The following is a 22,012-nucleotide window of genomic DNA, read 5'->3' on the forward strand; positions in this document are numbered from 1 at the left end:
GGAGCGATGCCCTCATCGCTCCGTTTCCCCGTCAAATATAAACACCTGTTACAGCAACTCAAATTGATTTTTCTGATATTGTATCAAGCCCTCTTTTTGCATTTTGGATAGTTCAGCTGACAATGCACTGCGATCTGCACACAAATAGCTTGCCAATTCTTCTCGATTGAGTGGTATAGAAAATTTCTTTTCACCCTTGCATTGATACATAAAATAACACAGGATCTTTTCACGTAAACTTCTCTTTGACAAGATATCGATTTTTTGATTCAATAGCAAATTTTTCTGTGCCAATATTTTCAACATATTTTCTGTCAATTTTGCATGGAATACGCAACTTCTTTGACATGTGGTAATGATTTTTTGGTATTTGAAAAACATCACCTTTGTATGATCCATTGCCACAATAGTCACTGGACTATGGGAAATTTCAGCACAAGCAAAGACTTCACCAAACAACTCCCCAACACCAATTTCAGCCAAAAGCATATCATTGCCATCCAAGTCTTCTTTTATGATTTTCACGCTACCAGAAAGCACCATACCCACAAAATCAATTGGATTTCCTGTAAATAGAATGACTTCTCTTTTGACATAGTTTTGCTCTTTGGCTTCCAAGCAACCCAACATAGATTCTAGTTCTTCAGAGGTAATATCTCCAAAAAGCAAGTTGTTTTTCATGATTTCAAAATATTTTTTCAAATTTATCACCTTTTCGTTGTGTAGACAACAGATTCCTTTTCCTTATTATATTACAATAGGAACAAATAAATCAATAGGAGGTTTCGTATGTCCAGAAAAGTCATTCAAATCGATGAAGAAAAATGTGTAGGCTGTGGTCTTTGTGCCAATGCCTGTCAACAAAGTGCAATTGCAATTGTCAATGGAAAAGCAAAAATGATGCATGATGATTATTGCGATGGTCTTGGCAATTGTTTGCCAGTCTGTCCTGTAAATGCCATCAGTTTTTCTGATAAAGATGTGGTCAATTTAGAACCAAAATCAAAACCTGTTACCTGTCCTGGTACTTTGGCAGCTGCATTTGACAGAAAACCAGTTGCTGTAGCAGAAACCAGTTCTCCTGTATCCTCCATGTTGCAACAATGGCCTGTACAAATCAAATTGGTGTCAGAAACTGCTCCATATTTCCACCAAGCACATCTTTTGGTGGCAGCAGATTGTACTGCATTTGCTTATGGCAATTTCCACGGGCAATTTATGAAAAACAAAGTCACCATCATTGGATGTCCAAAATTGGATGCTGGTGATTATATCGAAAAACTCACCAGTATCATCCAAAACAACGATATCAAAAGTTTGACTGTGGTACGTATGGAAGTACCTTGTTGTGGTGGAATTGAACACGCTGCTGTCACTGCACTGAAAAACAGTGGTAAATTCATTCCTTGGCAAGTACACACCATTTCCATCAAAGGTGAATTATTGGAACAATAAGAAATACGGGCACCCTACCAAGGATGTCCGTATATTTTTTTCTATTTTACTGTAATCTGACACATCTTCATAGTCAAAAGTGCTGCTTCGTGGCTTTCTGGTGTGACGCCTGCACAACATTTGCTATCCACCACAATTTCCATTTCTGGCAAAGCAGATTTCAACATCATGGCATTGCTCACCACACAAATATCGGTGCAAATACCAATGAGTTCCACTGCAATTTCGTCTGTTTGTGTCATTTCCCCTATGGTTTCCACCAATTCTTTGGATCCAAAATATGGCTTATTGATGATTTTGGCACCTGACAGCGCTTCTCCAACAGAAGGATTGAGTTGCCAGCCATCTGTATCTTTCACACAATGAATCACAGGAAGATGTTTGCCTTCACTGGTTTCCATATAATCATCACCATGGGTATCTCTTGTTGCAATGATATTTTCTAGTGGGTATTCTTTGATTTTGGCTACCACATCTGGCACAATTGCAACTGCTTCTTGGGTGCCCAAAACACCATCCACAAAATCATTTTGCATATCAATTACAAGTAATATTTTTTTCATATTCACACCTTCCCTTTCTCTTCTTTGGTATATCCCTATCATACTCCTTTGCAATGATTATTTCTAGCCATAACAATGATGAAAAAACGTATCATTTCCACTGAAAAACCATGATTTTTTCTATATTATCCAAGAAAATACCGCTATCCCCTTGACAGATAAAACCCTGTTGGTTATGATAATAGAGATAAAACGATGATGAGGAATAGTATATAAATCTTTGTATCCAGAAAATAGACGGTTGATGCGAGTCTTTGCAAGATTTGGTGACCTATAAACAATCCTAACACTATGGATTTTTAGAGGTTACCCAATAGAACCTACCTCGGAGCCTGTAGGGAAAATGCAGCGTATTTCGGCGTTAACGATTTCGAGTGGATGAAGGTTTCTTCATCAATTAGGGTGGCACCGCCGATTTGATTCTGGTCCCTTTTGGGGATTGGGATTTTTTTATTTTCAAACAAAATAGTAAAGGATATTTAGGAGGACAAAAATGGCTAAGGATAAAAAATTCGTGGAATCCATCACCGATATGGATTTGGATTTCCCACAATGGTACACTGACGTTGTCAAAAAAGCAGATCTAACAGAGTATTCCAGTTTGAAAGGTTGTATGATCATCAGACCATATGGCTATGCAATCTGGGAATTGATGCAACAAGAATTGGACAGACGATTCAAAGAAACAGGACATGAAAATGTATACATGCCTATGTTTATTCCAGAAAGTTTGTTGCAAAAAGAAAAAGATCACGTAGAAGGCTTTGCACCAGAAGTTGCTTGGGTAACTCACGGTGGTGAAACCAAATTGCAAGAAAGACTTTGTGTGCGTCCAACATCTGAAACATTGTTCTGTGAACACTACGCAAACATCATTCACTCTTATAGAGATTTGCCAAAACTCTACAACCAATGGTGTTCCGTTGTACGTTGGGAAAAAACAACTAGACCTTTCCTTAGAACAACAGAATTCTTGTGGCAAGAAGGTCATACTGCTCATGCTACTGCTGAAGAAGCAGAAGCTGAAACTGTACGTATGTTGAATGTATACGCTGATTTTTGTCATGAATTCTTGGCAATTCCTGTTCTCAAAGGAGAAAAAACAGCCAAAGAACGTTTTGCTGGTGCAAAAGCGACTTACACAATTGAAAGTTTGATGCATGATGGTAAAGCTTTGCAAACAGGTACCAGCCATAACTTTGGTGATGGATTTGCAGAAGCATTTGGCATCCAATACACAGACAAAGAAAACAAATTGCAACACGTTCACCAAACAAGCTGGGGTGTAACCACACGTATGATTGGTGCTTTAATTATGGTTCATGGTGACAACAGTGGTTTGGTATTGCCTCCAAATGTGGCACCTACACAAGTGGTCATCATCCCTATTGCACAACACAAAGAAGGCGTTTTGGAAAAATCTGCTGCACTTCGTGACAGTCTCAAAAATGTATGCAGAATCAAATTGGATGATTCCGATAAATCTGCTGGTTGGAAATTCAGCGAATATGAAATGAAAGGTGTTCCTCTTCGTTTGGAAGTTGGACCTAGAGATTTGGAACAAAACCAAGCTGTTCTTGCAAGACGTGATACTGGTGAAAAGATTATTGTTTCTTTGGATGAATTGGAAACTAAGATTCCTGAATTGTTGGCAGAAATCCAAACTACATTGTTGGAAAAAGCTGCTGCTAGACGTGATTCCAAAACATATGTTGCGACCAATATGGCTGATTTCGAGCGTACATTGGATGAAACACCTGGTTTTGTAAAAGCTATGTGGTGTGGAGACCAAGCGTGCGAAGATGCCATCAAAGAACAAACATCTGCAACCAGTCGTTGTATGCCATTTGAGCAAGAAAGCGTTTCTGACGTTTGTGTTTGCTGTGGCAAGCCTGCAAAAACAATGGTTTACTGGGGCAGAGCTTATTAAGATCAAAAGAGTAAGACCTCGGGACTCTGTCCCAACACCCTGCCACCCTTAAAAAGCGTGGACGTAAACTTTATTCAAAAACTTTTTATAATAAGGATAAGCAATCGAATATAAGATGAGGAGAGCTAGGCATTTGCCTAGCTCATTTTGAATGGTTGGAATGGTATAGATGCATTCTCAACGCTTTATAATTCACTTTTCACTACTTTTTTCCAACTCTATACCGCTTTTCTGTCATTCAGAGGAATGTAATGACGAAGAATCTTAAGTTTATAACTATTCATTCTTCGCTAAACAAACAGGCGGACACATAGGTCCGCCCCTACAAAAAAAGGCACTCCCTAAGGAATGCCTTTCCAATGCTTATGCAAGCAATTCGAATTTAAATTATTCGATTACGCTAATTACGGAACCAGCGCCTACTGTTCTACCACCTTCACGGATGGAGAAACGAAGACCTTGGGACATAGCGATTGGGGAAATCAATTCGATAACCATTTCTACGTTATCGCCAGGCATACACATTTCTGTACCAGCTGGAAGATTGATGACACCAGTTACGTCAGTTGTTCTGAAGTAGAATTGTGGTCTGTAGTTGTTGAAGAATGGAGTATGACGGCCACCTTCTTCTTTGCTCAATACGTAAACTTGAGCTTCGAATTTTGTATGAGGTGTAATGGAACCTGGTTTAGCCAAAACTTGACCTCTTTCGATGTCATCTCTTTGAACACCACGAAGAAGAACACCGATGTTGTCGCCAGCTTCTGCTTGATCCAACAATTTACGGAACATTTCAACGCCTGTTACAACTACTTTTCTTGTTTCTTCTGTCAAACCAACGATTTCAACTTCGTCTTGAACTTTAACAACACCAGATTCAACTCTACCTGTTGCTACAGTACCACGACCTGTGATGGAGAATACGTCTTCTACAGGCATCAAGAAAGGTTTGTCTGTATCTCTTTTTGGTTCAGGAATGTATTCTTCAACTGCGTTGAACAATTCAAGAATGCCGTCACCCCAAGAACCAGCTGTGTCGTTCAAAGCTTGGAAAGCGGAACCTTGGATTACAGGGATATCATCGCCTGGGAAGTCATATTCAGAAAGCAAATCTCTGATTTCCATTTCTACCAATTCAAGCATTTCTTCGTCATCTACCATATCACATTTGTTCATGAAAACAACGATGTAAGGAACGCCTACTTGACGAGAAAGCAAGATATGTTCTCTTGTTTGAGCCATAGGACCATCTGTAGCAGCTACTACCAAGATAGCACCGTCCATTTGAGCAGCACCAGTGATCATGTTTTTAACGTAATCGGCATGTCCTGGGCAGTCAACATGAGCATAGTGACGAGCTGGTGTTTCATATTCAACGTGAGCTGTGGAGATTGTGATACCACGTTCTCTTTCTTCAGGAGCTTTGTCGATGTTGTCAAAGTCTACGATAGCACCGATTTGGTATCTATCAAAAAGAGTTTTTGTGATTGCTGCTGTCAAAGTTGTTTTACCGTGGTCAACGTGACCGATTGTACCAATATTCATATGTGGTTTGGTTCTTTCAAACTTTTGCTTTGCCATTTTAAATGTTCCTCCTTTGGAATTTAAATATTTATTGAAGTTGGTGCGTCCACAATTGGACACACCTATCATCTCAATTATAGTAAATTTCTTTGTATTTTGCAATACTTAAAATTCGTTTTATTTGCAATTTCAGCGTATTTTTATAAAATTTTCATAAAATATCCTTTGCAAATTATTTTTTGCCATCCAAAACTTTTTCTTGAATGGATTTAGGGCATGGTTCGTAATGGTCAACTTCCATTACATAGTTGCCACGACCTTGTGTTTTGGAACGAAGGTCAGTAGAGTAACCAAACATTTCTGCAAGAGGTACAAAGGAATGAATTTCTTTGACACCACTTCTGTCGTCCATACCTTCGATACGACCACGACGAGAGTTGATATCACCGATAACATCACCCATGTATTCTTCAGGAACAGTTACAGTTACTTTCATGATTGGTTCCAAAAGAACTGCATCACCTTTTCTCATAGCTTCTTTGAAAGCCATGGAACCAGCTACTTGATAAGCTGTTTCAGAGGAATCGACATCATGGTAAGAACCATCATATACTTCCGCTTTCACGCCAAGTACTGGATAACCGCCCAAGATACCACTTTGCATAGCTTGTTGGATACCTTTGTCGATTGCAGGGATATATTCTTTAGGGATAGAGCCCCCTACAGTAGCATTTACGAACTCGTAGTTGTGTTCAGCATCTGTGCCCATAGGATAGAAACGAACCTTACAATGACCGTATTGACCACGACCACCGGATTGACGTACAAATTTACCTTCAACGTCAACAGCTTTACGGAATGTTTCTTTGTAGGATACTTGAGGAGCACCTACATTAGCTTCTACCTTAAATTCACGAAGCAAACGGTCAACGATGATTTCCAAGTGAAGCTCACCCATACCAGCGATGATTGTTTGACCTGTGTCAGCATTTGTGTAGGTTTTGAAAGTTGGATCTTCTTCAGCCAATTTAGCCAAAGCAATACCCATTTTATCTCTACCTGCTTTTGTTTTAGGTTCAATTGCAACTTCGATAACTGGTTCTGGGAATACCATGGATTCCAAGATTACTTCGTGATCTTCGTCACAGATTGTATCACCTGTTGTTGTGGATTTGAAACCTACAGCAGCAGCGATATCACCAGCGTAAACTTTATCAATTTCTTCACGGTGATTTGCATGCATTTGCAAGATACGACCAACACGTTCTTTTTTGCCTTTTGTAGAATTGTGTACATATGTTCCAGAATCCAATGTACCAGAGTACACACGGAAGAATGCCAATTTACCAACAAATGGGTCATTCATAATTTTGAATGCCAAAGCTGCAAATGGTTCTTCATCGGAAGAATGTTTTTCAATTTCTTCGCCTGTGTCAGGATCCATACCTTTGATAGCAGGGATATCTGTTGGTGCAGGCATATATTCGATGACAGCATCCAACAATTTTTGAACACCTTTGTTTTTGTAAGCGGAACCACAGAATACAGGAACCAATTTACAGCCGATACATGCACTACGCATAGCAGCTTTCAATTGTTCTACACTTGGTTCTTCACCTTCCAAATACATCATCATCATATCTTCGTCAGTTTCTGCAATAGATTCAACCAACGCTTGTCTGTATTCTTCAGCTTTATCAGCCATGTCTTCAGGAATTTCGATTTCTTCAATGATGCTACCTTGGTTATCTTTGTAGATATAAGCTTTCATTGTCATCAAATCGATCAAACCGATGAAATCGCTTTCAGCACCGATTGGCAATTGCATTGCAACTGGTGTACAGCCCAATCTTTTTTTCATCATATCAACTACATTGTAGAAATCAGCACCCATGATGTCCATTTTGTTAACAAATGCCATTCTAGGTACGTTGTAGTTATCAGCTTGACGCCATACTGTTTCGGATTGAGGTTCAACCCCACCCTTTGCACAGAATACGCAGACAGAACCATCAAGTACACGCAAGGAACGTTCAACTTCTACTGTAAAGTCAACGTGTCCAGGAGTATCAATGATATTGATTCTGTTTTCTTGCCAATGACAGGTTGTAGCAGCAGAAGTAATTGTGATACCTCTTTCTTGCTCTTGTTCCATCCAGTCCATTGTAGCTGTACCTTCATGAGTATCCCCAATCTTGTAGTTACGACCTGTATAGAACAAAACACGTTCTGTCAAAGTGGTTTTACCTGCGTCGATATGAGCCATGATACCAATATTTCTGGTTCTTTCCAATGGATATGCTCTTTTTGCCACGACTTAGTCCTCCTCTTTATCTTGTTCAGATAAACAAATAGGCTGTGGATGTAACAGTTCGCCACATCCAATGCCCAATATTTGTTTTGATTACCATTTGAAATGGGAGAAAGCTTTGTTTGCTTCTGCCATTTTGTGTGTATCGTCTTTCTTTTTACAAGCGCCACCAGCATTGCCCAGTGCATCTGTAATTTCACCAGCCAAACGATCAACCATAGTTTTTTCTCCACGTTTTCTGGAGTATGTGGTCAACCAACGAAGACCCAATGTTTGTCTTCTTTCTGGTCTGATTTCCATTGGTACTTGATAAGTTGCACCACCAACACGACGTGCTTTAACTTCCAAAACTGGCATGATGTTACCCAAAGCTTCTTCGAAAGCTTCAAGTGCTTCTTTGCCGGATTTTTCTGCTACTTTATCAAATGCACCGTAAACGATTTTTTCTGCAACACCTTTTTTACCGTCCAACATAATGCTGTTGATGAGTTTTGTCACCAATTTGCTGTTGTAGACAGGGTCTGCTAATACTTCTCTTTTTGCAACATGTCCTTTTCTTGGCACGATTCTTCCCTCCTTGATGAATAAATAATATTCTCGGTACTTCGTGGATTCATTTCCACGTTTTCATGCCTTATCACTCAACGTATATCTCGTCTAAGCAATCGCAGATTGTATTGATCTGTATAAGGCATTTCCTAATTTAATTTTGACTTTTTCGAAAAAGTCAGTGGTTACTCGTAAAAAATTATTTTTTAGGAGCTTTAGGGCGTTTAGCGCCATATTTGGATCTAGCTTGCATTCTTTTTGCAACACCAGCTGTATCCAATGTACCTCTGACAATGTGGTAACGAACCCCTGGTAAATCTTTTACTCTACCACCACGGATCAAAACAACACTATGTTCTTGCAAGTTGTGGCCTTCACCTGGGATGTAAGCTGTAACTTCCAAACCATTGGAAAGACGAACTCTGGCAATTTTTCTCAAAGCGGAGTTTGGTTTTTTAGGTGTAGAAGTTTTTACTGCTGTACAAACACCACGTTTTTGTGGAGAAGAAGCATCTGTTGCTTTCTTTTGCAAAGAGTTCAAACCTTTTTGCAAAGCTGGAGCTGTAGATTTCTTTTCTACTGTTTGTCTACCTTTTCTTACTAATTGATTAAATGTAGGCATGTATTGCACCTCCTTATAAGATTATAATAATACGTTCTGCTATTGCACATATTTTCTGCCTTGTGTCCTCTTATGTAAGTGCTTAGAAACCTACATACGTACAGACACTAGAGAATTTTATCACTCAAACAAGGAAAAGTCAAGGTTTTTTACAAATTCCTTATGAATTTTTTAAAGGCAATACCACACAACCCTAATTGCAAGATTTACGAGTAGATTTTTTCGTCATAATTATCAAAAAACGTAGGCGATATCGGAAATATCGTCGAGTATTTTTAATGATTCTGACGGAGAAATAAATCGTAAAGATTGTGATAGAGCGTTGTGCGGTGTTGCCTTAAAGTTTTACATTTGGTGCAGAAACAACCATATTCCATAGGTTTATGCAGTGAAAATTGCCACCAGCGTATAGGATTTTTGATATGTTTTTTAAGATTCTTCGTCGCTTCGCTCCTCTGAATGACAGTGCGTAGATTTTTATAGAAAGACTATAGTCAGACTCTTCATTGCTTTACTCCTCTGTATGACAGTACATAGTTTTATAGAAAAGGGTATATTCAGATTCTTCGTCGCTTCGCTCCTCTGAATGACAGTTTCTGAGTTTCATAGAAAAAGGACATACACACAGGTACGCCCCTACATATCATTCTTATCCATCATATCCCACAGAAGAAGTAATGGTAATCAAACTTTGTGCACTATCCCAACCCACATTGAAATCAATCAATTGACCCAAATCACGTAATTTGAAATAGGTATTTCCATCAATTGTATAGGCATCCAAATTCTGTATTGTTCCATTACAATATAAAGTAGATGCACTTAGTGTTGCAGCTTTATTTTGACCATCACCTGTTGCCAATTCGCCACCAACACTGGTATAAGCATCACCGGTATTCACTGCAATTGCTTTGTTTGCCCCATCCCAAGAAACAGAGAATTTTGCATTGGTACCACTCAACACTTCTGCCAAATCACGCAATTTGAAATAATTACTTCCGCCAATATTATATGCTTCAAATGCCACATTACTACCATCTACAAGAACTTTAGATGCTGTTGCTTGTGCTGTTGCTTGTGCTGTTGCAGATGATGATGTGGTGGTGCTTGTTGTTGTGGTGTTGGTTGTAGTTGTAGTTGTAGTGGTTGTAGTTCCACCTGAGAATGTCAATATTGCTGCCAAATTTCTACCAGCAGAAGTTTGGAAACTGCCATTTGCATATAACATGCTAGATGCTCCACCATCCAAGCTGATGGCACTGACACATCCCGCACTGACCAAGTTTGCTGCTATATTTGGAAATGTACCTGTTGTGGTACCCAAAATGATTTCTCCATTGGATTTGACCCCAAGATAACTTCTGGCTGCTGATGCATTGTCCATCTGATTTGCTTCATTTGCAAATTCCACATTGTAACTGGAGCTATCGTAACCCACATTTTGACCATTCATAACCAAAATTTTACCACCTGTGACTGCTGTTTCTACATTATTCCAATTTCCATTTTGTGTGGATGTATAATCTACACCATATGTGATTTTATCGCCAACATTCAAAAATGCATTATAGGAACGCAACATATTTACACGTTCTGAATTGAACACCAACATGGTTGTTCCACTTGCCACCTGTTGTGTTGCATTTGTATTGATGTTTGTGACAACACCATTACTCACTGTAACGGTTGTAGCACCTGTTGGCACTGTAAAGCTGTTTTTGAAATCATCTGTCATCAAAGAAACAGAATATCCTTCTGTATACAATTGATTGGTGACCCAAATTTGGCTACCATCTTTGGAACCATTGCGATAAAACATCGGTGTTACCGTTACACGATCAATGAGCACATCGCCACTTGATGTGAATCCAACCATATTATGGGTGAAACCACCATTGATCAAGTCTCCATCTTGTATGATAGGACCAAAAATTCTTGGTGCATTGTCCGGATAAGAATATCCAGCCGATGTACTGTAGTATGCATCAAAGAAACCACCATTGATGGCATAGGTTACACCGCTATCAATGAAAGAGGATACATTTGCATCTGTGTGCAAGCCTGTGGATGGAAATGCCACAGAAATATCCATACCTTTTGGATTGAATTGCACTTCTCCTGCCAAAACGCCCATAGGAAAAGCCAAACTTGTAACCAAAACAACCGCAAGTATACTAGAGAAACGTGTTTTCATAAAATACCCCCTAATTTTAATGATACACAAAAGGGTGCACATATCAGCACACCCATATACTATTTATAATTTATTTATCTCTTACTTGCGCATTCAATTTGCTTGCCAATTCGCTGACAATTGCACTCATACCATCTGCAATATCTGCATCAGACAAAGTTCTGTCTGTACCTCTAAAGGAAATGGAATATGCAACAGATTTGTAACCCACTTCGATTTGAGAACCTTGGTATACATCAAAGAGTGTTGCTGCTTCCATATGTTCGCCACCGTTTGCTTTGATGATGTCTGCAATTTCTTTGACAGTCACATCTTCTTTTACAAGCATTGCAATATCTCTTGTCATTGCTGGGAATTTAGGCAATGGTTTGTAAATTACATCTCTATTTGCATTTGCAACCAATGCTTCCACATTGATTACCGCAAGATATGTTTTTGCACCGATTTCATAATTTTTTGCCACAATTGGATGTACTTCGCCCAAGTAACCAATGGATTTGCCATCAACAAGGATGGAAGCAGTTCTACCAGGATGCATCCAAGTCAAAGATTTTTCTGGAAGATATTCCACTTTATCGGACATACTCAAGGAAGTCATCAAGTGTTCTACAATACCTTTCAAATCATAGAAGTCCATTTTGCCATACATACCCATTGTAAGAGTGGATACTTCTTCTGGCAATTCTGTTACAGGCAATGCTTTTGGAAGATATACTTTTGCAACTTCATACAAGCCTGCTTGTTCGTTTCTTCTATTATAATTAGTAGAAAGAGAATTCAAGATACCATTGAAGGATACCGTTCTCATAACGCTGAAATCTTCACCCAATGGATTGTGGATGGTTACAGTTTCACGAAGTTTGCTATCAGCTGGCAACAAGATTTTATCGAATACTTTAGGGCTTTCAAAGCTATATGTCATTGCTTCACAAAGACCTTCTGCAATCATAACATCTTTGACCATGCCAGTGATGGTTTGTGCATATGTTTTCTTACCAACAGTTGGTGTTCCAGCTGCCAATGTAGGCACAATTTTGTCATAACCATAGAAACGAGCCACTTCTTCTGCCAAGTCAGCTTGTGCTTCCAAGTCAGGTCTGTAAGTTGGCACTACTACTGTATGATTCACAGGATCTACAATAAGTCCCAAACGTTCAAAGGATGCTTGCATATCTTCTTCTGGAATTTCTGTACCCAAGAATTTGTTGATCCATTCTGGAGAATAGGACAATTCCCAAGTTTCTTTTTTGTTTGGATATGCGTCTACCACACCAGGAACTACATCCCCAGCACCAAGCATTTCCACCAATTGCACGGCTCTATTGACAGCGTCGAGTGCCATGTTTGGATCGATGCCTTTTTCAAATTTAGCAGATGCATCTGTACGCAAACCAACATTTTTCGCTGTGATACGTACGTTTGGACCATCAAAGTTTGCAGATTCAAACAAAATTGCTTCTGCATCTTCACTGATCATAGAGTTTTCACCACCCATAACACCTGCAATTGCAACTGCTTTTTCTGGGTCAGCGATCACAAGCATAGATTCGTTCAAATCTCTAACCACACCATCAAGTGTTGTGATTTGTTCGCCTGCTGTTGCATTACGTACAATGATTTTACGTTCTGCAATGGTGTTGATATCAAATGCATGCATAGGTTGACCCATTTCCAACATAACGTAGTTTGTGATATCTACGATGTTGTTGATAGGACGTACACCAGCTGCACGAAGTCTTTTTCTCATCCATCTTGGTGATGGTTCGATTTTTACATTTTGTACTGCACGAGCAACGTATCTAGGACACAATTCTGCATTTTGGATATCCACAGAAATCATATCGTTTACATCACCTGTACCTTCTGCTTTCACAGAGATTTCAGGGAATCTAAATTCACCTTTGTATGTTGCTGCTGTTTCTCTTGCAATACCCAAGATGCTAAAGCAATCTGGTCTATTGGAAGTGATTTCGTATTCCACAACAGTGTCCATCAAATCCATAACTTCCACTACATCTTTGCCAAGTTCCACTGTTTCTGGGAAGATATAGATACCGTATTCTGGTGCTTCTGGGAAGTCATGCAAGTCAAAGCCCAATTCTTCTACAGAACAAAGCATACCTTGGGATTCTACACCACGCAATGGACCTGTATGGATTTCTTTTCCACCAGCGATTACAGAACCATCCAAAGCAACAGGTACATAATCACCAACATTTACGTTAGGTGCGCCAGTTACGATAGTCAAATCTGCACCTTGACCAGCATCGATGGTACAAATCACCAATTTTTCTGCATCTGGATGTTTTACGATTTCTTTGATATAACCAGTTACTACATTTTTGATTTCACCAGCCATAACAGTATAGCCTTCTACCTTAGAACCACTCAAAGTGATATCTTCTACAAAATCTTTGATGCCCACATTGACATCTGCATATTCTTTCAACCATGACATAGGTACGTCCATGATAACTCTCCTTTCAAATCTACAATAAACCATAAGACCTTGAGACCCTGTCTCAAACTCTGTAATTTTTGAAAAAAATTAAGTAAAACTTTATTCTTTGCGTTCAATGCATTGACCGCTGGTTTTATATTTCGATATATTCTTGCTTGTATATTCTAATTTTTGCCACCCATTATAATACTTAAAATTATAGGGTCAAGGGGATTATCCCCTTGCAGGGTGGTGGGACAGCGTCCCACGGTCTTGACCTTAGAATTGTTTCAAGAATTTTACGTCGTTTTCAAATAACAAACGCAAGTCTGTGATGCCATAACGTTGCATTGCCACACGTTCGAGACCCATACCAAATGCAAAACCACTGTATTCTTCAGGATCGATACCGCTCATTTTCAATACTTTAGGATGTACCATACCACAACCCAACAATTCAATGTAGCCTTCACCTTTACACACACGACAGCCTTCGCCACCACATGCAAAACAAGTTACGTCCATTTCAGCACTTGGTTCTGTGAATGGGAAATGATGTGGTCTGAAACGCACTTTTGTATTTTCGCCAAACAATTCTTTTGCAAATACTGCCAAAGCACCTTTGAGATCACCCATGGTTACGTTTTTATCGATTACAAGACCTTCCAATTGGTGGAATACAGGTGAATGTGTTGCATCCACTTCATCAGCACGATATACAGCACCTGGTGCAATGATACGAATTGGCAATTCACCTTTTTCCATCACACGCACTTGTACTGGTGATGTTTGTGTTCTAAGCAAGATATCTGCATTGATATAGAAGGTATCTTGTTCATCTTTTGCAGGATGGTTTGCTGGAATGTTCAAAGCTTCAAAGTTATAGTAATCTTTTTCTACTTCTGGTCCTTCTGCAATTTCATATCCCATACCCATGAAAATATCAGAAATTTCATCAATTACAATGCTCATAGGGTGTTTATGACCTTCTGGTCTTGCTTTCCCTGGCATAGTTACGTCGATTTTTTCTGCTTCTAGTCGAATTGCAATTTCTGCCGCTTGCAAACGTGCTTTTGCTTCTTCCAATTTTGCTTCGATATCTTGGCGTACTTCATTTGCCAATTGTCCAATGATAGGACGTTCTTCTGCTGTGAGTTTACCCATACCTTTGAGAATTGCTGTCAATTCACCTTTTTTACCAAGTACACTGACTTTCAAATCCTCAATATCTTTGATGTCTTTTGCTTCATTGAAAGCGGCAATTGCTTTATCGTGAATTACTTTCAATTGATCCTTCATGTTTACTAACTCCTCTCCATTTTTCAAAAAAAAATAGCCCTCTATCCCAAACATAGGGACGAAGACTCCGTGGTACCACCCAAATTCCTATACACCAATGGTATATAGACACTCTTTATGCGTAACGTGCATTTTAACGAATCCCCCTACTTTGGCAATGCCATTTGTTCAAGGAATCAGCTCCAGTGGGAACTTCAGCAAGTTTCTGTATCAAAAACGCTTCCAGCCAGTGACGTTTTCTCTCTGTCATCTTCCATTTGCCTACTTTTCACTTTCATAGCCATTTCTACTATATCAAAGTAATTTTATCACAGGATATCAAAAAGTCAAGGTGTTTTCCTTATGTTTTACACATTTGTTCTTGTATTTTACCAAAACATTAAAAAAACAGAAGAAATAGCCAAATTGACCACTTCTTCTGTCTACAATTATTCTATTATTCTACGCCTGCATCTTCGTCTGGTTTGCCAGCATATACAAAGCCATTGGATGTGTCCAATGTAATCAAAGTATCATTTGGAATGAAATCTGTCACTTTGGAGTTACAAATAATCACAGGAATATTCAAAGCTCTTGCAACGATTTCTGCGTGACAATCAATATCGTGACCCATAGGTCCAATGATTACACCACCAGCTTTTTGCAAGTATGGCATGAAATCATTGTCTGTTGCACTTGCAACCAAGATATCACCTTTGTTGAAGTTTCTTTGCAAATCTTCTCTAATTTTGATAACTCTTGCTTGACCGCTGATTTTTTTGTTGCCAATACCAACGCCTTTGCAAAGTACATCGCCAACGATTTCTACACGCAATGTGTTTGTGGAACCACTGACACCAAGAGGCATACCCATTGTCAACGCAATGGTATCTCCATTTTTCACAAGCCCACTTTCCACAGCAACTTCTTTAACCAATTCAAATACTTTTCCTTGTTTTGGTTTTTTTGTTACCAACATTGGTTTGCAACCCCAAACAAGATTGAGTTGTCTCCAAGTTTGTTCTGTCATTGTACCTGCAACAATAGGACAAATTGGTCTATGTTTAGCAATCATTTTTGCTGTGAAACCAGTTTTTGTGATGGTACAAATTGCAGTTGTATTGAGTTCTGCAGCTGTTGTACAAGTTGCAAAGCTAATTGCATTTGTGATGTTTGTTCTTGCACCTTCTGGTTGTCTGGTCAAGTTTTTGCTGTAGTTGATGCTACTTTCTGCTCTTTCTGCAATGCGAGCCATAGTTGCAACTGCATCCAAAGGATAGTTACCAGCAGCTGTTTCACCAGAAAGCATAATTGCATCGCTACCATCGAAGATTGCATTTGCAACGTCATTTGCTTCTGCTCTTGTTGGTCTTGGGCTATTGACCATACTTTCCAACATTTGTGTTGCAGTGATAACTGGTTTGTTGTGTTGGTTTGCTTTCAAAATAAGTGCTTTTTGCACCAATGGAACTTCTTCTGGTGGAATTTCCACACCCAAGTCACCACGAGCAACCATAATACCATCGGAAACTTCCAAGATTTCGTCGATACGATCCACACCTTCTTGATTTTCGATTTTTGCAATGATATGGATGTTTTCGCCACCGTTTTCTTCCAATACTTTTCTGATTTGTGTTACATCAGATGGTGTACGAATGAAGGAAGCAGCAACCACATCAAAACCATTAACAATACCAAATTTCAAATCTTCGATATCTTTTTCTGTAAGAGATGGCAAGTTTACTTTGATACCAGGAAGGTTTACGCCTTTTCTGGATCCCACTTTACCACCATTGACAACCACACAGTTGACATCATTGCCTTTGATGGATTCTACACAAAGTTCAATCAAACCATCGTCAATCAAAACTCTGGAACCAACAGACAAATCTTTTGGCAAATCCATATATGTGACAGATACCCTTTCTTGTGTACCTTCAATATCATCTGTTGTCAAAGTGAATTTATCTCCACTTTCCAACATGATTTTATCATCTACAAATGTTTTGATACGAATTTCTGGGCCTTTTGTATCCAAAAGCAATGGAATTGGTGCACCCAACTCTTCACGTGCTTGTTTCAATTTTGCAATCATTGCACCATGGGATTCATAAGTACCATGGGAAAAATTGACACGTGCTGCATCCAAACCATTTTGGATGAGTTGTTTCATAATTTCTACAGAATCTGTTGCTGGACCAAGTGTACAAACAATTTTCGTTCTACGCATTTTTTTCCTCCTTTAAAGGTCTAATTTGTATATATCTATGTACATACACAGCGTATCGAAAAAGCAATTGCTGCAATCTGCCAGCACTGCCACCCAAAACATCCCCATAAATCTGCGTATATACATTATTCAACTATTACATGATTGATTAGATAGACAAAGTTTTGATTACGTGATAAACTGCTTGATCCAAAGGTTTTTCCATTTCAAAGGATTCATCCAAATCAATGAGTTCATATTTACCACCGTTAAAACCAACTACTTTGTTTGTTTCACCACGCATAATACCTTCTACTACATGATACCCCATCATAGAGCCATGCATACGGTCGATTGCTGTTGGGCTACCGCCTCTTTGCAAGTGACCCAAGATTGTTGCTCTGGATTGGATACCTGTGATTTCTTGAATTTCTTCTGCCAGTTTTTGTGTTCCACCAACACCCTCAGCAACCACAATCAAGTTGAGACGTTTGCCAGTGCTTCTGTTTTTCAAGATTTGTTGGATGATTTGTTTTGTGTCCAACTCTTCTTTTGCTTCTGGGAACATAACGTCTTCTGCACCACCACACATTGCACACCACAAAGCAATGTAACCAGCATCTCTACCCATTACTTCTACAACGCCACAACGTTCATGGGAATTGGAAGTGTCACGCAATTTGTTGAGTGCATCCATACCTGTGTTGACTGCTGTATCGAAACCAAGTGTGTATTCAGAACTTTGCATATCCAAGTCAATGGTTGCAGGAATACCGAAACAGTTGATGCCAAGAGCAGACAATTTTTGCATACCTCTATAGGAACCATCACCACCGATAACAACAAGTGCATCCAATCCCAATACTTTTGCTACGTTTGCTGCTTTCTTTTGACCAGCTTCTTCCATCATTTCCAAACAACGTGCTGTATGCAAGATTGTACCACCAGAGCTCAAAATGTTGGACACATCTTTGCTTTTCAAATCTACAATTTCACCAGCAATCAAGCCATTGTAACCTTTACGGATACCAACCACTTGTACATCATGTGACAAAGCAGTTCTAACCACTGCACGCAAAGCTGCATTCATACCAGGTGCATCGCCACCACTTGTCAAAACACCGATTTTTTTTATTTTTTTTGCTTCCATATTCAATACCTCCATTTGATTCACATACCTTTTTACTTTTGTGCAAATAAAAATCCATTCTCATTTGATTACAACATTAGTTTCCCCAAATAATAGTTGCAAATCTGCAATTGCTTCTTTGGAACCGTTGATCCAATATTTTTGTTCTGCCTTCATCTTTTGTTTGGTTCTTTCTTGATAAATATACACCGGTACACTGCCCTTGTGCTGCATCAACAAAGATATAATTTGTCCCATTGGCAATTCATTTTCTGTGGTATTTTTCAACCACACCGATTCTGGTAAGTCTTCACCCAACAGAATTTCTTCTATACCCATTGCAATGACTTTTCCTTCACCATCAGCAGAAACATTGGCACGCCCTTTGATGAGCAACACCTTTTCCGCCTCCATAAGATGTGCAAATTGTTGATATACCTTAGGGAATACTACAATTTCCATGCTACCTCCAAAATCTTCCAAGGAAATAAACGCCATCTTATCGTTGTTTCTTGTATATTTGATGTTGACACCGGCTACGATGCCCCCAACAATAACCTTAGTTTCATCTGCCACTTGTTCCCTTGCATCTCCTTCTTCTGATGGAAGGAAATCCAAGCTTTTGTGACTGATTTTACGTCTCAGCTTTGTTTCGTATTCTGAAAGTGGATGTCCACTGACATAAATACCCAAAACTTCTTTTTCCATGGCAAGTTTGTCCCATGGAATGTATTCTGGAATGTTAGGCAATTCGTCTTTTTCCTCAAAACTATCATCACCCATATCAAACAGATTCATTTGCCCTACTATATTATGTTTCCTACCTTGGGCAATTCCATCCAAAATACTTTTGTACATGACCATATATTGGCTTCTGGCACCACCAAGTGAATCTATGGCACCTGCCTTGATCAAACTTTCGATACTTCTTTTATTCAAATCCCCAGATTCCAAACGATTGCAGAAATCTGTCATGGATGTAAACAAACCATTTTTTTTGCGTTCTGCTACCAAGGCAAGAACTGCATTGCGACCTACATTTTTGATGGCAGCAAGTCCAAAACGAATTTTATCACCTGTCACCGAGAAATGTCCAAACCCTTCATTGATATCTGGTGGCAATAAGGTAATTCCCATTTTTTTGCATTCTTCCACATATCCAGAAACCTTAGCAGAGTTATCCATAACACTGGTCATAAGGGCTGCCATAAATTCCACTGGATAATGCACCTTCAACCAAGCAGTTTGGTATCCAACCACAGCATAACATGCAGCATGACTTTTGTTGAAGGCATACTTTGCGAAATCTGTCATTTCATCGAATATTTTTTCTGCTGCTTCTGCTGGAACACCATTGGCAACACAACCTGCCACTTCTTCGCCATCGCCATGGACAAATTTTTCTCTTTCCATCGCCATAACATCAGCTTTTTTCTTACTCATAGCTCGACGCACCAAATCGCTTCGTCCCAAGCTATATCCAGCCAAATCACGCACAATTTGCATAACTTGTTCTTGGTACACAATACAACCATAGGTATTTTCCAAAATTGGCACCAGGCTTTCATGTGTATATTGGATGTGTTCTGGATTGTTTTTGCCCTTAACATACTTCGGGATAAAGTCCATTGGACCTGGTCTGTATAAGGAAATCCCTGCAATCAAATCTTCCAAACGCTTTGGTTGCAATTCCTTCATAAATTGTTTCATACCAGCACTTTCCAATTGGAAAATACCTTCTGTTTTTCCTTGTCCAATGAATTGATACACAGCTTCATCATCCATAGGAATTGTATCTATATCAATGGCTATGCCATGAATACGCTCTGCTTCTTTCACTGCATTTTGGATCACCGTTAGGGTTCTAAGCCCCAAGAAATCCATTTTTAGGATGCCCAGTTCTTCCAAAATCGTCATGGTATATTGTGTATTCACCTGACCATCATTGGCACTGAGTGGTACATAATCCATAACTGGTTTTTTACAAATGACAACCCCAGCTGCATGGGTTGAAGAATGTCTAGGCAAACCTTCCAACCTAAGAGAAGTATCCAATAATTTATGGGTATCTTCTTCGTTGTCATATGCTTTTTTCAAATCTGAATTGATTTGCAATGCTTTTTTGATGGTGATACCAAGCTCTGTTGGAATCATCTTGGAAATTCTGTCTACATCTGCATATGGCATTGCCAAAGCACGTCCTACATCCTTAATGGCTGCTCTAGCTGCCAAAGTTCCAAATGTAATGATCTGTGCCACATGGTCTTCACCATATTTTTCGATGACATAATCGATGACTTCTTGTCTGCGTTCATAGCAGAAATCAATATCAATATCTGGCATGCTGACACGTTCTGGATTTAAGAATCGTTCAAAAATCAAGTCATATTGCAATGGATCAATGGTTGTGATGGACAAACAATAGGAAACCATACTTCCTGCTGCGGAACCACGACCAGGCCCCACACTGATGTCATTGTCCTTTGCATATTTGATGAAATCCCAAACAATGAGGAAATAATCCACATATCCCATATTTTCAATGGTAGTCAGTTCGTATTCCAATCTATTTTGCATTTCTTTGGTTGGATTTGGATATTTTAAATCAAAGCCATTTTGGCAAACTTCACGCAAATAAGCTTCTGCACTTTTGCCATCTGGTACATCAAATTGTGGCAATTTCAATTCATGGAAAGCAAATTCCACATTACAACGTTCTGCAATTTTAACAGTGTTTTCCAATGCTTCTGGCACTTCTGGAAACAACTCTGCCATTTCTTCTGGACTTTTCAAATAGAATTGTCCACCTTCGTAACGCATACGATCTTCATCTAAAACCGTTTTACCTGTTTGGATACAAAGCAAGATATCATGTGGTTCCACATCTTCTTTGTAGGTATAATGGCTATCATTAGAAGCAATCAACGGTATTCCTGTTTCTTTGCTCATTTGAATGAGTGCCAAATTTACTTGTTTTTGTTCACGCATACCATGGTCTTGGAGCTCTAGGAAAAAGTTTCCTTCTCCAAAAATATCCAAATATTCCAAAGCCACTTCTTTTGCCTGTTCATAGGATACATTCATAATGGTTCTTGGAACTGCTCCTGCCAAACAAGCACTACAACAAATCAAACCTTTGCTATATTGTCGCAACAATTCTTTGTCCACACGTGGTTTGTAGTAAAAACCTTCTGTATAACCAAAGGATACCAACTTGATTAAGTTTTCATACCCTTCGTTTGTTTCTGCCAATAAAATTAAATGGGTATAACCGCCTGTTTTGGCATCTTTATCGAAACGTGAATTGTTTGCAACATAGACTTCACATCCAATAATAGGTTTCAATCCAATGCTTTTCGCAGTCTTGTAAAACTCAATTGCACCAAACATGGAACCGTGGTCTGTTATGGCAAGACTTTTCATCCCCAAGTCCAATGCCCTTTGGGTCAACTCTTTGATTTTTGCAGAACCATCCAGCAAGCTATACTCTGTATGCACATGTAAATGCACAAATTCTGTTATATCTGTAATTTCAACAAAGCCTTCCATTTTACCACCTCCTATATATTGAAAACAAACGCTTTTATCACATTTATCCAATTTTATTATAATACATTTTCAAACCCTTGTGAAGGCATAAAAGACATTTTTGTCCATGTGGGACATGAAAAGATACTATCAAACTTTCTCAATTTCTATACGTTGTGCCCAAAGAAAATTCTATCTACCAAAATTATGTTAAATTATCATTGAATTTCAGTAAAACCGACAACATTTCACATGCGAACTATTCGTATGCATGAAAAGA

The 22,012-nt window shown here is 39.0% G+C and carries 14 protein-coding genes and 1 other annotated feature; of the genes, 2 read left to right on the forward strand and 12 right to left on the reverse strand.

Going from position 1 to position 22,012, the window contains the following annotated elements:
• Positions 1-48: 48 nt before the first annotated feature.
• Positions 49-702 (reverse strand): Crp/Fnr family transcriptional regulator, encoded by a 654-nt coding sequence (locus MJY40_RS10065; protein ID WP_317854115.1) that lies wholly within the window; start codon positions 700-702, stop codon positions 49-51.
• Positions 703-789: 87 nt separating this feature from the next.
• Here MJY40_RS10065 and MJY40_RS10070 point away from each other — a divergent pair, with 87 nt between their 5' ends.
• Positions 790-1,455, forward strand: a complete 666-nt coding sequence (locus MJY40_RS10070; protein ID WP_317854116.1) for an ATP-binding protein — start codon at positions 790-792, stop codon at positions 1,453-1,455.
• Between the two features lie 41 nt (positions 1,456-1,496).
• Here MJY40_RS10070 and MJY40_RS10075 read toward each other — a convergent pair whose 3' ends face one another.
• The gene (locus tag MJY40_RS10075; protein WP_317854117.1) at positions 1,497-2,018 is read right to left on the reverse strand and encodes a cysteine hydrolase family protein; all 522 of its coding nucleotides are present in this window, start codon (positions 2,016-2,018) and stop codon (positions 1,497-1,499) included.
• A 493-nt stretch (positions 2,019-2,511) separates the two neighbouring features.
• Between MJY40_RS10075 and proS the strand changes: the two genes are divergently transcribed.
• Complete coding sequence (gene proS / locus MJY40_RS10080) at positions 2,512-3,948, forward strand: proline--tRNA ligase (RefSeq protein ID WP_317854118.1); 1,437 nt, start codon at positions 2,512-2,514, stop codon at positions 3,946-3,948.
• Positions 3,949-4,335: 387 nt separating this feature from the next.
• On the opposite strand, the gene tuf is transcribed toward proS, so the two are convergent.
• From tuf to MJY40_RS10130, 10 genes are all read right to left on the reverse strand, one after another.
• Positions 4,336-5,529: an elongation factor Tu gene (gene tuf / locus MJY40_RS10085; protein WP_317854119.1), complete on the reverse strand. Its 1,194-nt coding sequence runs from the start codon at positions 5,527-5,529 to the stop codon at positions 4,336-4,338.
• A gap of 175 nt (positions 5,530-5,704) precedes the next feature.
• The gene (gene fusA, locus MJY40_RS10090; protein WP_317854120.1) at positions 5,705-7,786 is read right to left on the reverse strand and encodes an elongation factor G; all 2,082 of its coding nucleotides are present in this window, start codon (positions 7,784-7,786) and stop codon (positions 5,705-5,707) included.
• 90 nt (positions 7,787-7,876) lie between these two features.
• Positions 7,877-8,347, reverse strand: a complete 471-nt coding sequence (rpsG, locus tag MJY40_RS10095; protein ID WP_317854121.1) for a 30S ribosomal protein S7 — start codon at positions 8,345-8,347, stop codon at positions 7,877-7,879.
• Between the two features lie 184 nt (positions 8,348-8,531).
• Positions 8,532-8,954, reverse strand: coding sequence for a 30S ribosomal protein S12 (gene rpsL / locus MJY40_RS10100; RefSeq protein WP_317854122.1), 423 nt, complete (start codon positions 8,952-8,954; stop codon positions 8,532-8,534).
• A 649-nt stretch (positions 8,955-9,603) separates the two neighbouring features.
• Positions 9,604-11,148, reverse strand: a complete 1,545-nt coding sequence (locus MJY40_RS10105) for a phosphodiester glycosidase family protein (protein ID WP_317854123.1) — start codon at positions 11,146-11,148, stop codon at positions 9,604-9,606.
• A gap of 70 nt (positions 11,149-11,218) precedes the next feature.
• Positions 11,219-13,618 (reverse strand): phenylalanine--tRNA ligase subunit beta, encoded by a 2,400-nt coding sequence (gene pheT / locus MJY40_RS10110; RefSeq protein WP_317854124.1) that lies wholly within the window; start codon positions 13,616-13,618, stop codon positions 11,219-11,221.
• 249 nt (positions 13,619-13,867) lie between these two features.
• Entirely contained in the window at positions 13,868-14,887 is a 1,020-nt protein-coding gene (locus tag MJY40_RS10115; protein WP_317854125.1) for a phenylalanine--tRNA ligase subunit alpha, read from the reverse strand.
• Positions 14,888-14,938: 51 nt separating this feature from the next.
• Positions 14,939-15,174, reverse strand: a binding site (T-box leader).
• Between the two features lie 149 nt (positions 15,175-15,323).
• Positions 15,324-17,096, reverse strand: coding sequence for a pyruvate kinase (pyk, locus tag MJY40_RS10120; RefSeq protein ID WP_317854126.1), 1,773 nt, complete (start codon positions 17,094-17,096; stop codon positions 15,324-15,326).
• Positions 17,097-17,244: 148 nt separating this feature from the next.
• Positions 17,245-18,225, reverse strand: a complete 981-nt coding sequence (locus MJY40_RS10125) for an ATP-dependent 6-phosphofructokinase (RefSeq protein WP_317854127.1) — start codon at positions 18,223-18,225, stop codon at positions 17,245-17,247.
• Positions 18,226-18,285: 60 nt separating this feature from the next.
• Positions 18,286-21,753 (reverse strand): DNA polymerase III subunit alpha, encoded by a 3,468-nt coding sequence (locus MJY40_RS10130; protein WP_317854128.1) that lies wholly within the window; start codon positions 21,751-21,753, stop codon positions 18,286-18,288.
• Between the last annotated feature and the right edge of the window lie 259 nt (positions 21,754-22,012).

The sequence above is a fragment of the Chakrabartyella piscis genome, from assembly GCA_030067835.1.
Classification (GTDB): domain Bacteria; phylum Bacillota; class Clostridia; order Lachnospirales; family Anaerotignaceae; genus Chakrabartyella; species Chakrabartyella piscis.

What these genes read in the sequence shown, in the direction of transcription:
- MJY40_RS10130 (WP_317854128.1), bottom strand. Translation starts at nt 21,753, where the DNA reads ATGGAAGGCTTTGTTGAAATTACAGATATAACAGAATTTGTGCATTTA.
- proS (WP_317854118.1), top strand. Translation starts at nt 2,512, where the DNA reads ATGGCTAAGGATAAAAAATTCGTGGAATCCATCACCGATATGGATTTG.
- MJY40_RS10105 (WP_317854123.1), bottom strand. Translation starts at nt 11,148, where the DNA reads ATGAAAACACGTTTCTCTAGTATACTTGCGGTTGTTTTGGTTACAAGT.
- MJY40_RS10125 (WP_317854127.1), bottom strand. Translation starts at nt 18,225, where the DNA reads ATGGAAGCAAAAAAAATAAAAAAAATCGGTGTTTTGACAAGTGGTGGC.
- MJY40_RS10115 (WP_317854125.1), bottom strand. Translation starts at nt 14,887, where the DNA reads ATGAAGGATCAATTGAAAGTAATTCACGATAAAGCAATTGCCGCTTTC.
- tuf (WP_317854119.1), bottom strand. Translation starts at nt 5,529, where the DNA reads ATGGCAAAGCAAAAGTTTGAAAGAACCAAACCACATATGAATATTGGT.
- pheT (WP_317854124.1), bottom strand. Translation starts at nt 13,618, where the DNA reads ATGGACGTACCTATGTCATGGTTGAAAGAATATGCAGATGTCAATGTG.
- rpsL (WP_317854122.1), bottom strand. Translation starts at nt 8,954, where the DNA reads ATGCCTACATTTAATCAATTAGTAAGAAAAGGTAGACAAACAGTAGAA.
- MJY40_RS10075 (WP_317854117.1), bottom strand. Translation starts at nt 2,018, where the DNA reads ATGAAAAAAATATTACTTGTAATTGATATGCAAAATGATTTTGTGGAT.
- MJY40_RS10070 (WP_317854116.1), top strand. Translation starts at nt 790, where the DNA reads ATGTCCAGAAAAGTCATTCAAATCGATGAAGAAAAATGTGTAGGCTGT.
- pyk (WP_317854126.1), bottom strand. Translation starts at nt 17,096, where the DNA reads ATGCGTAGAACGAAAATTGTTTGTACACTTGGTCCAGCAACAGATTCT.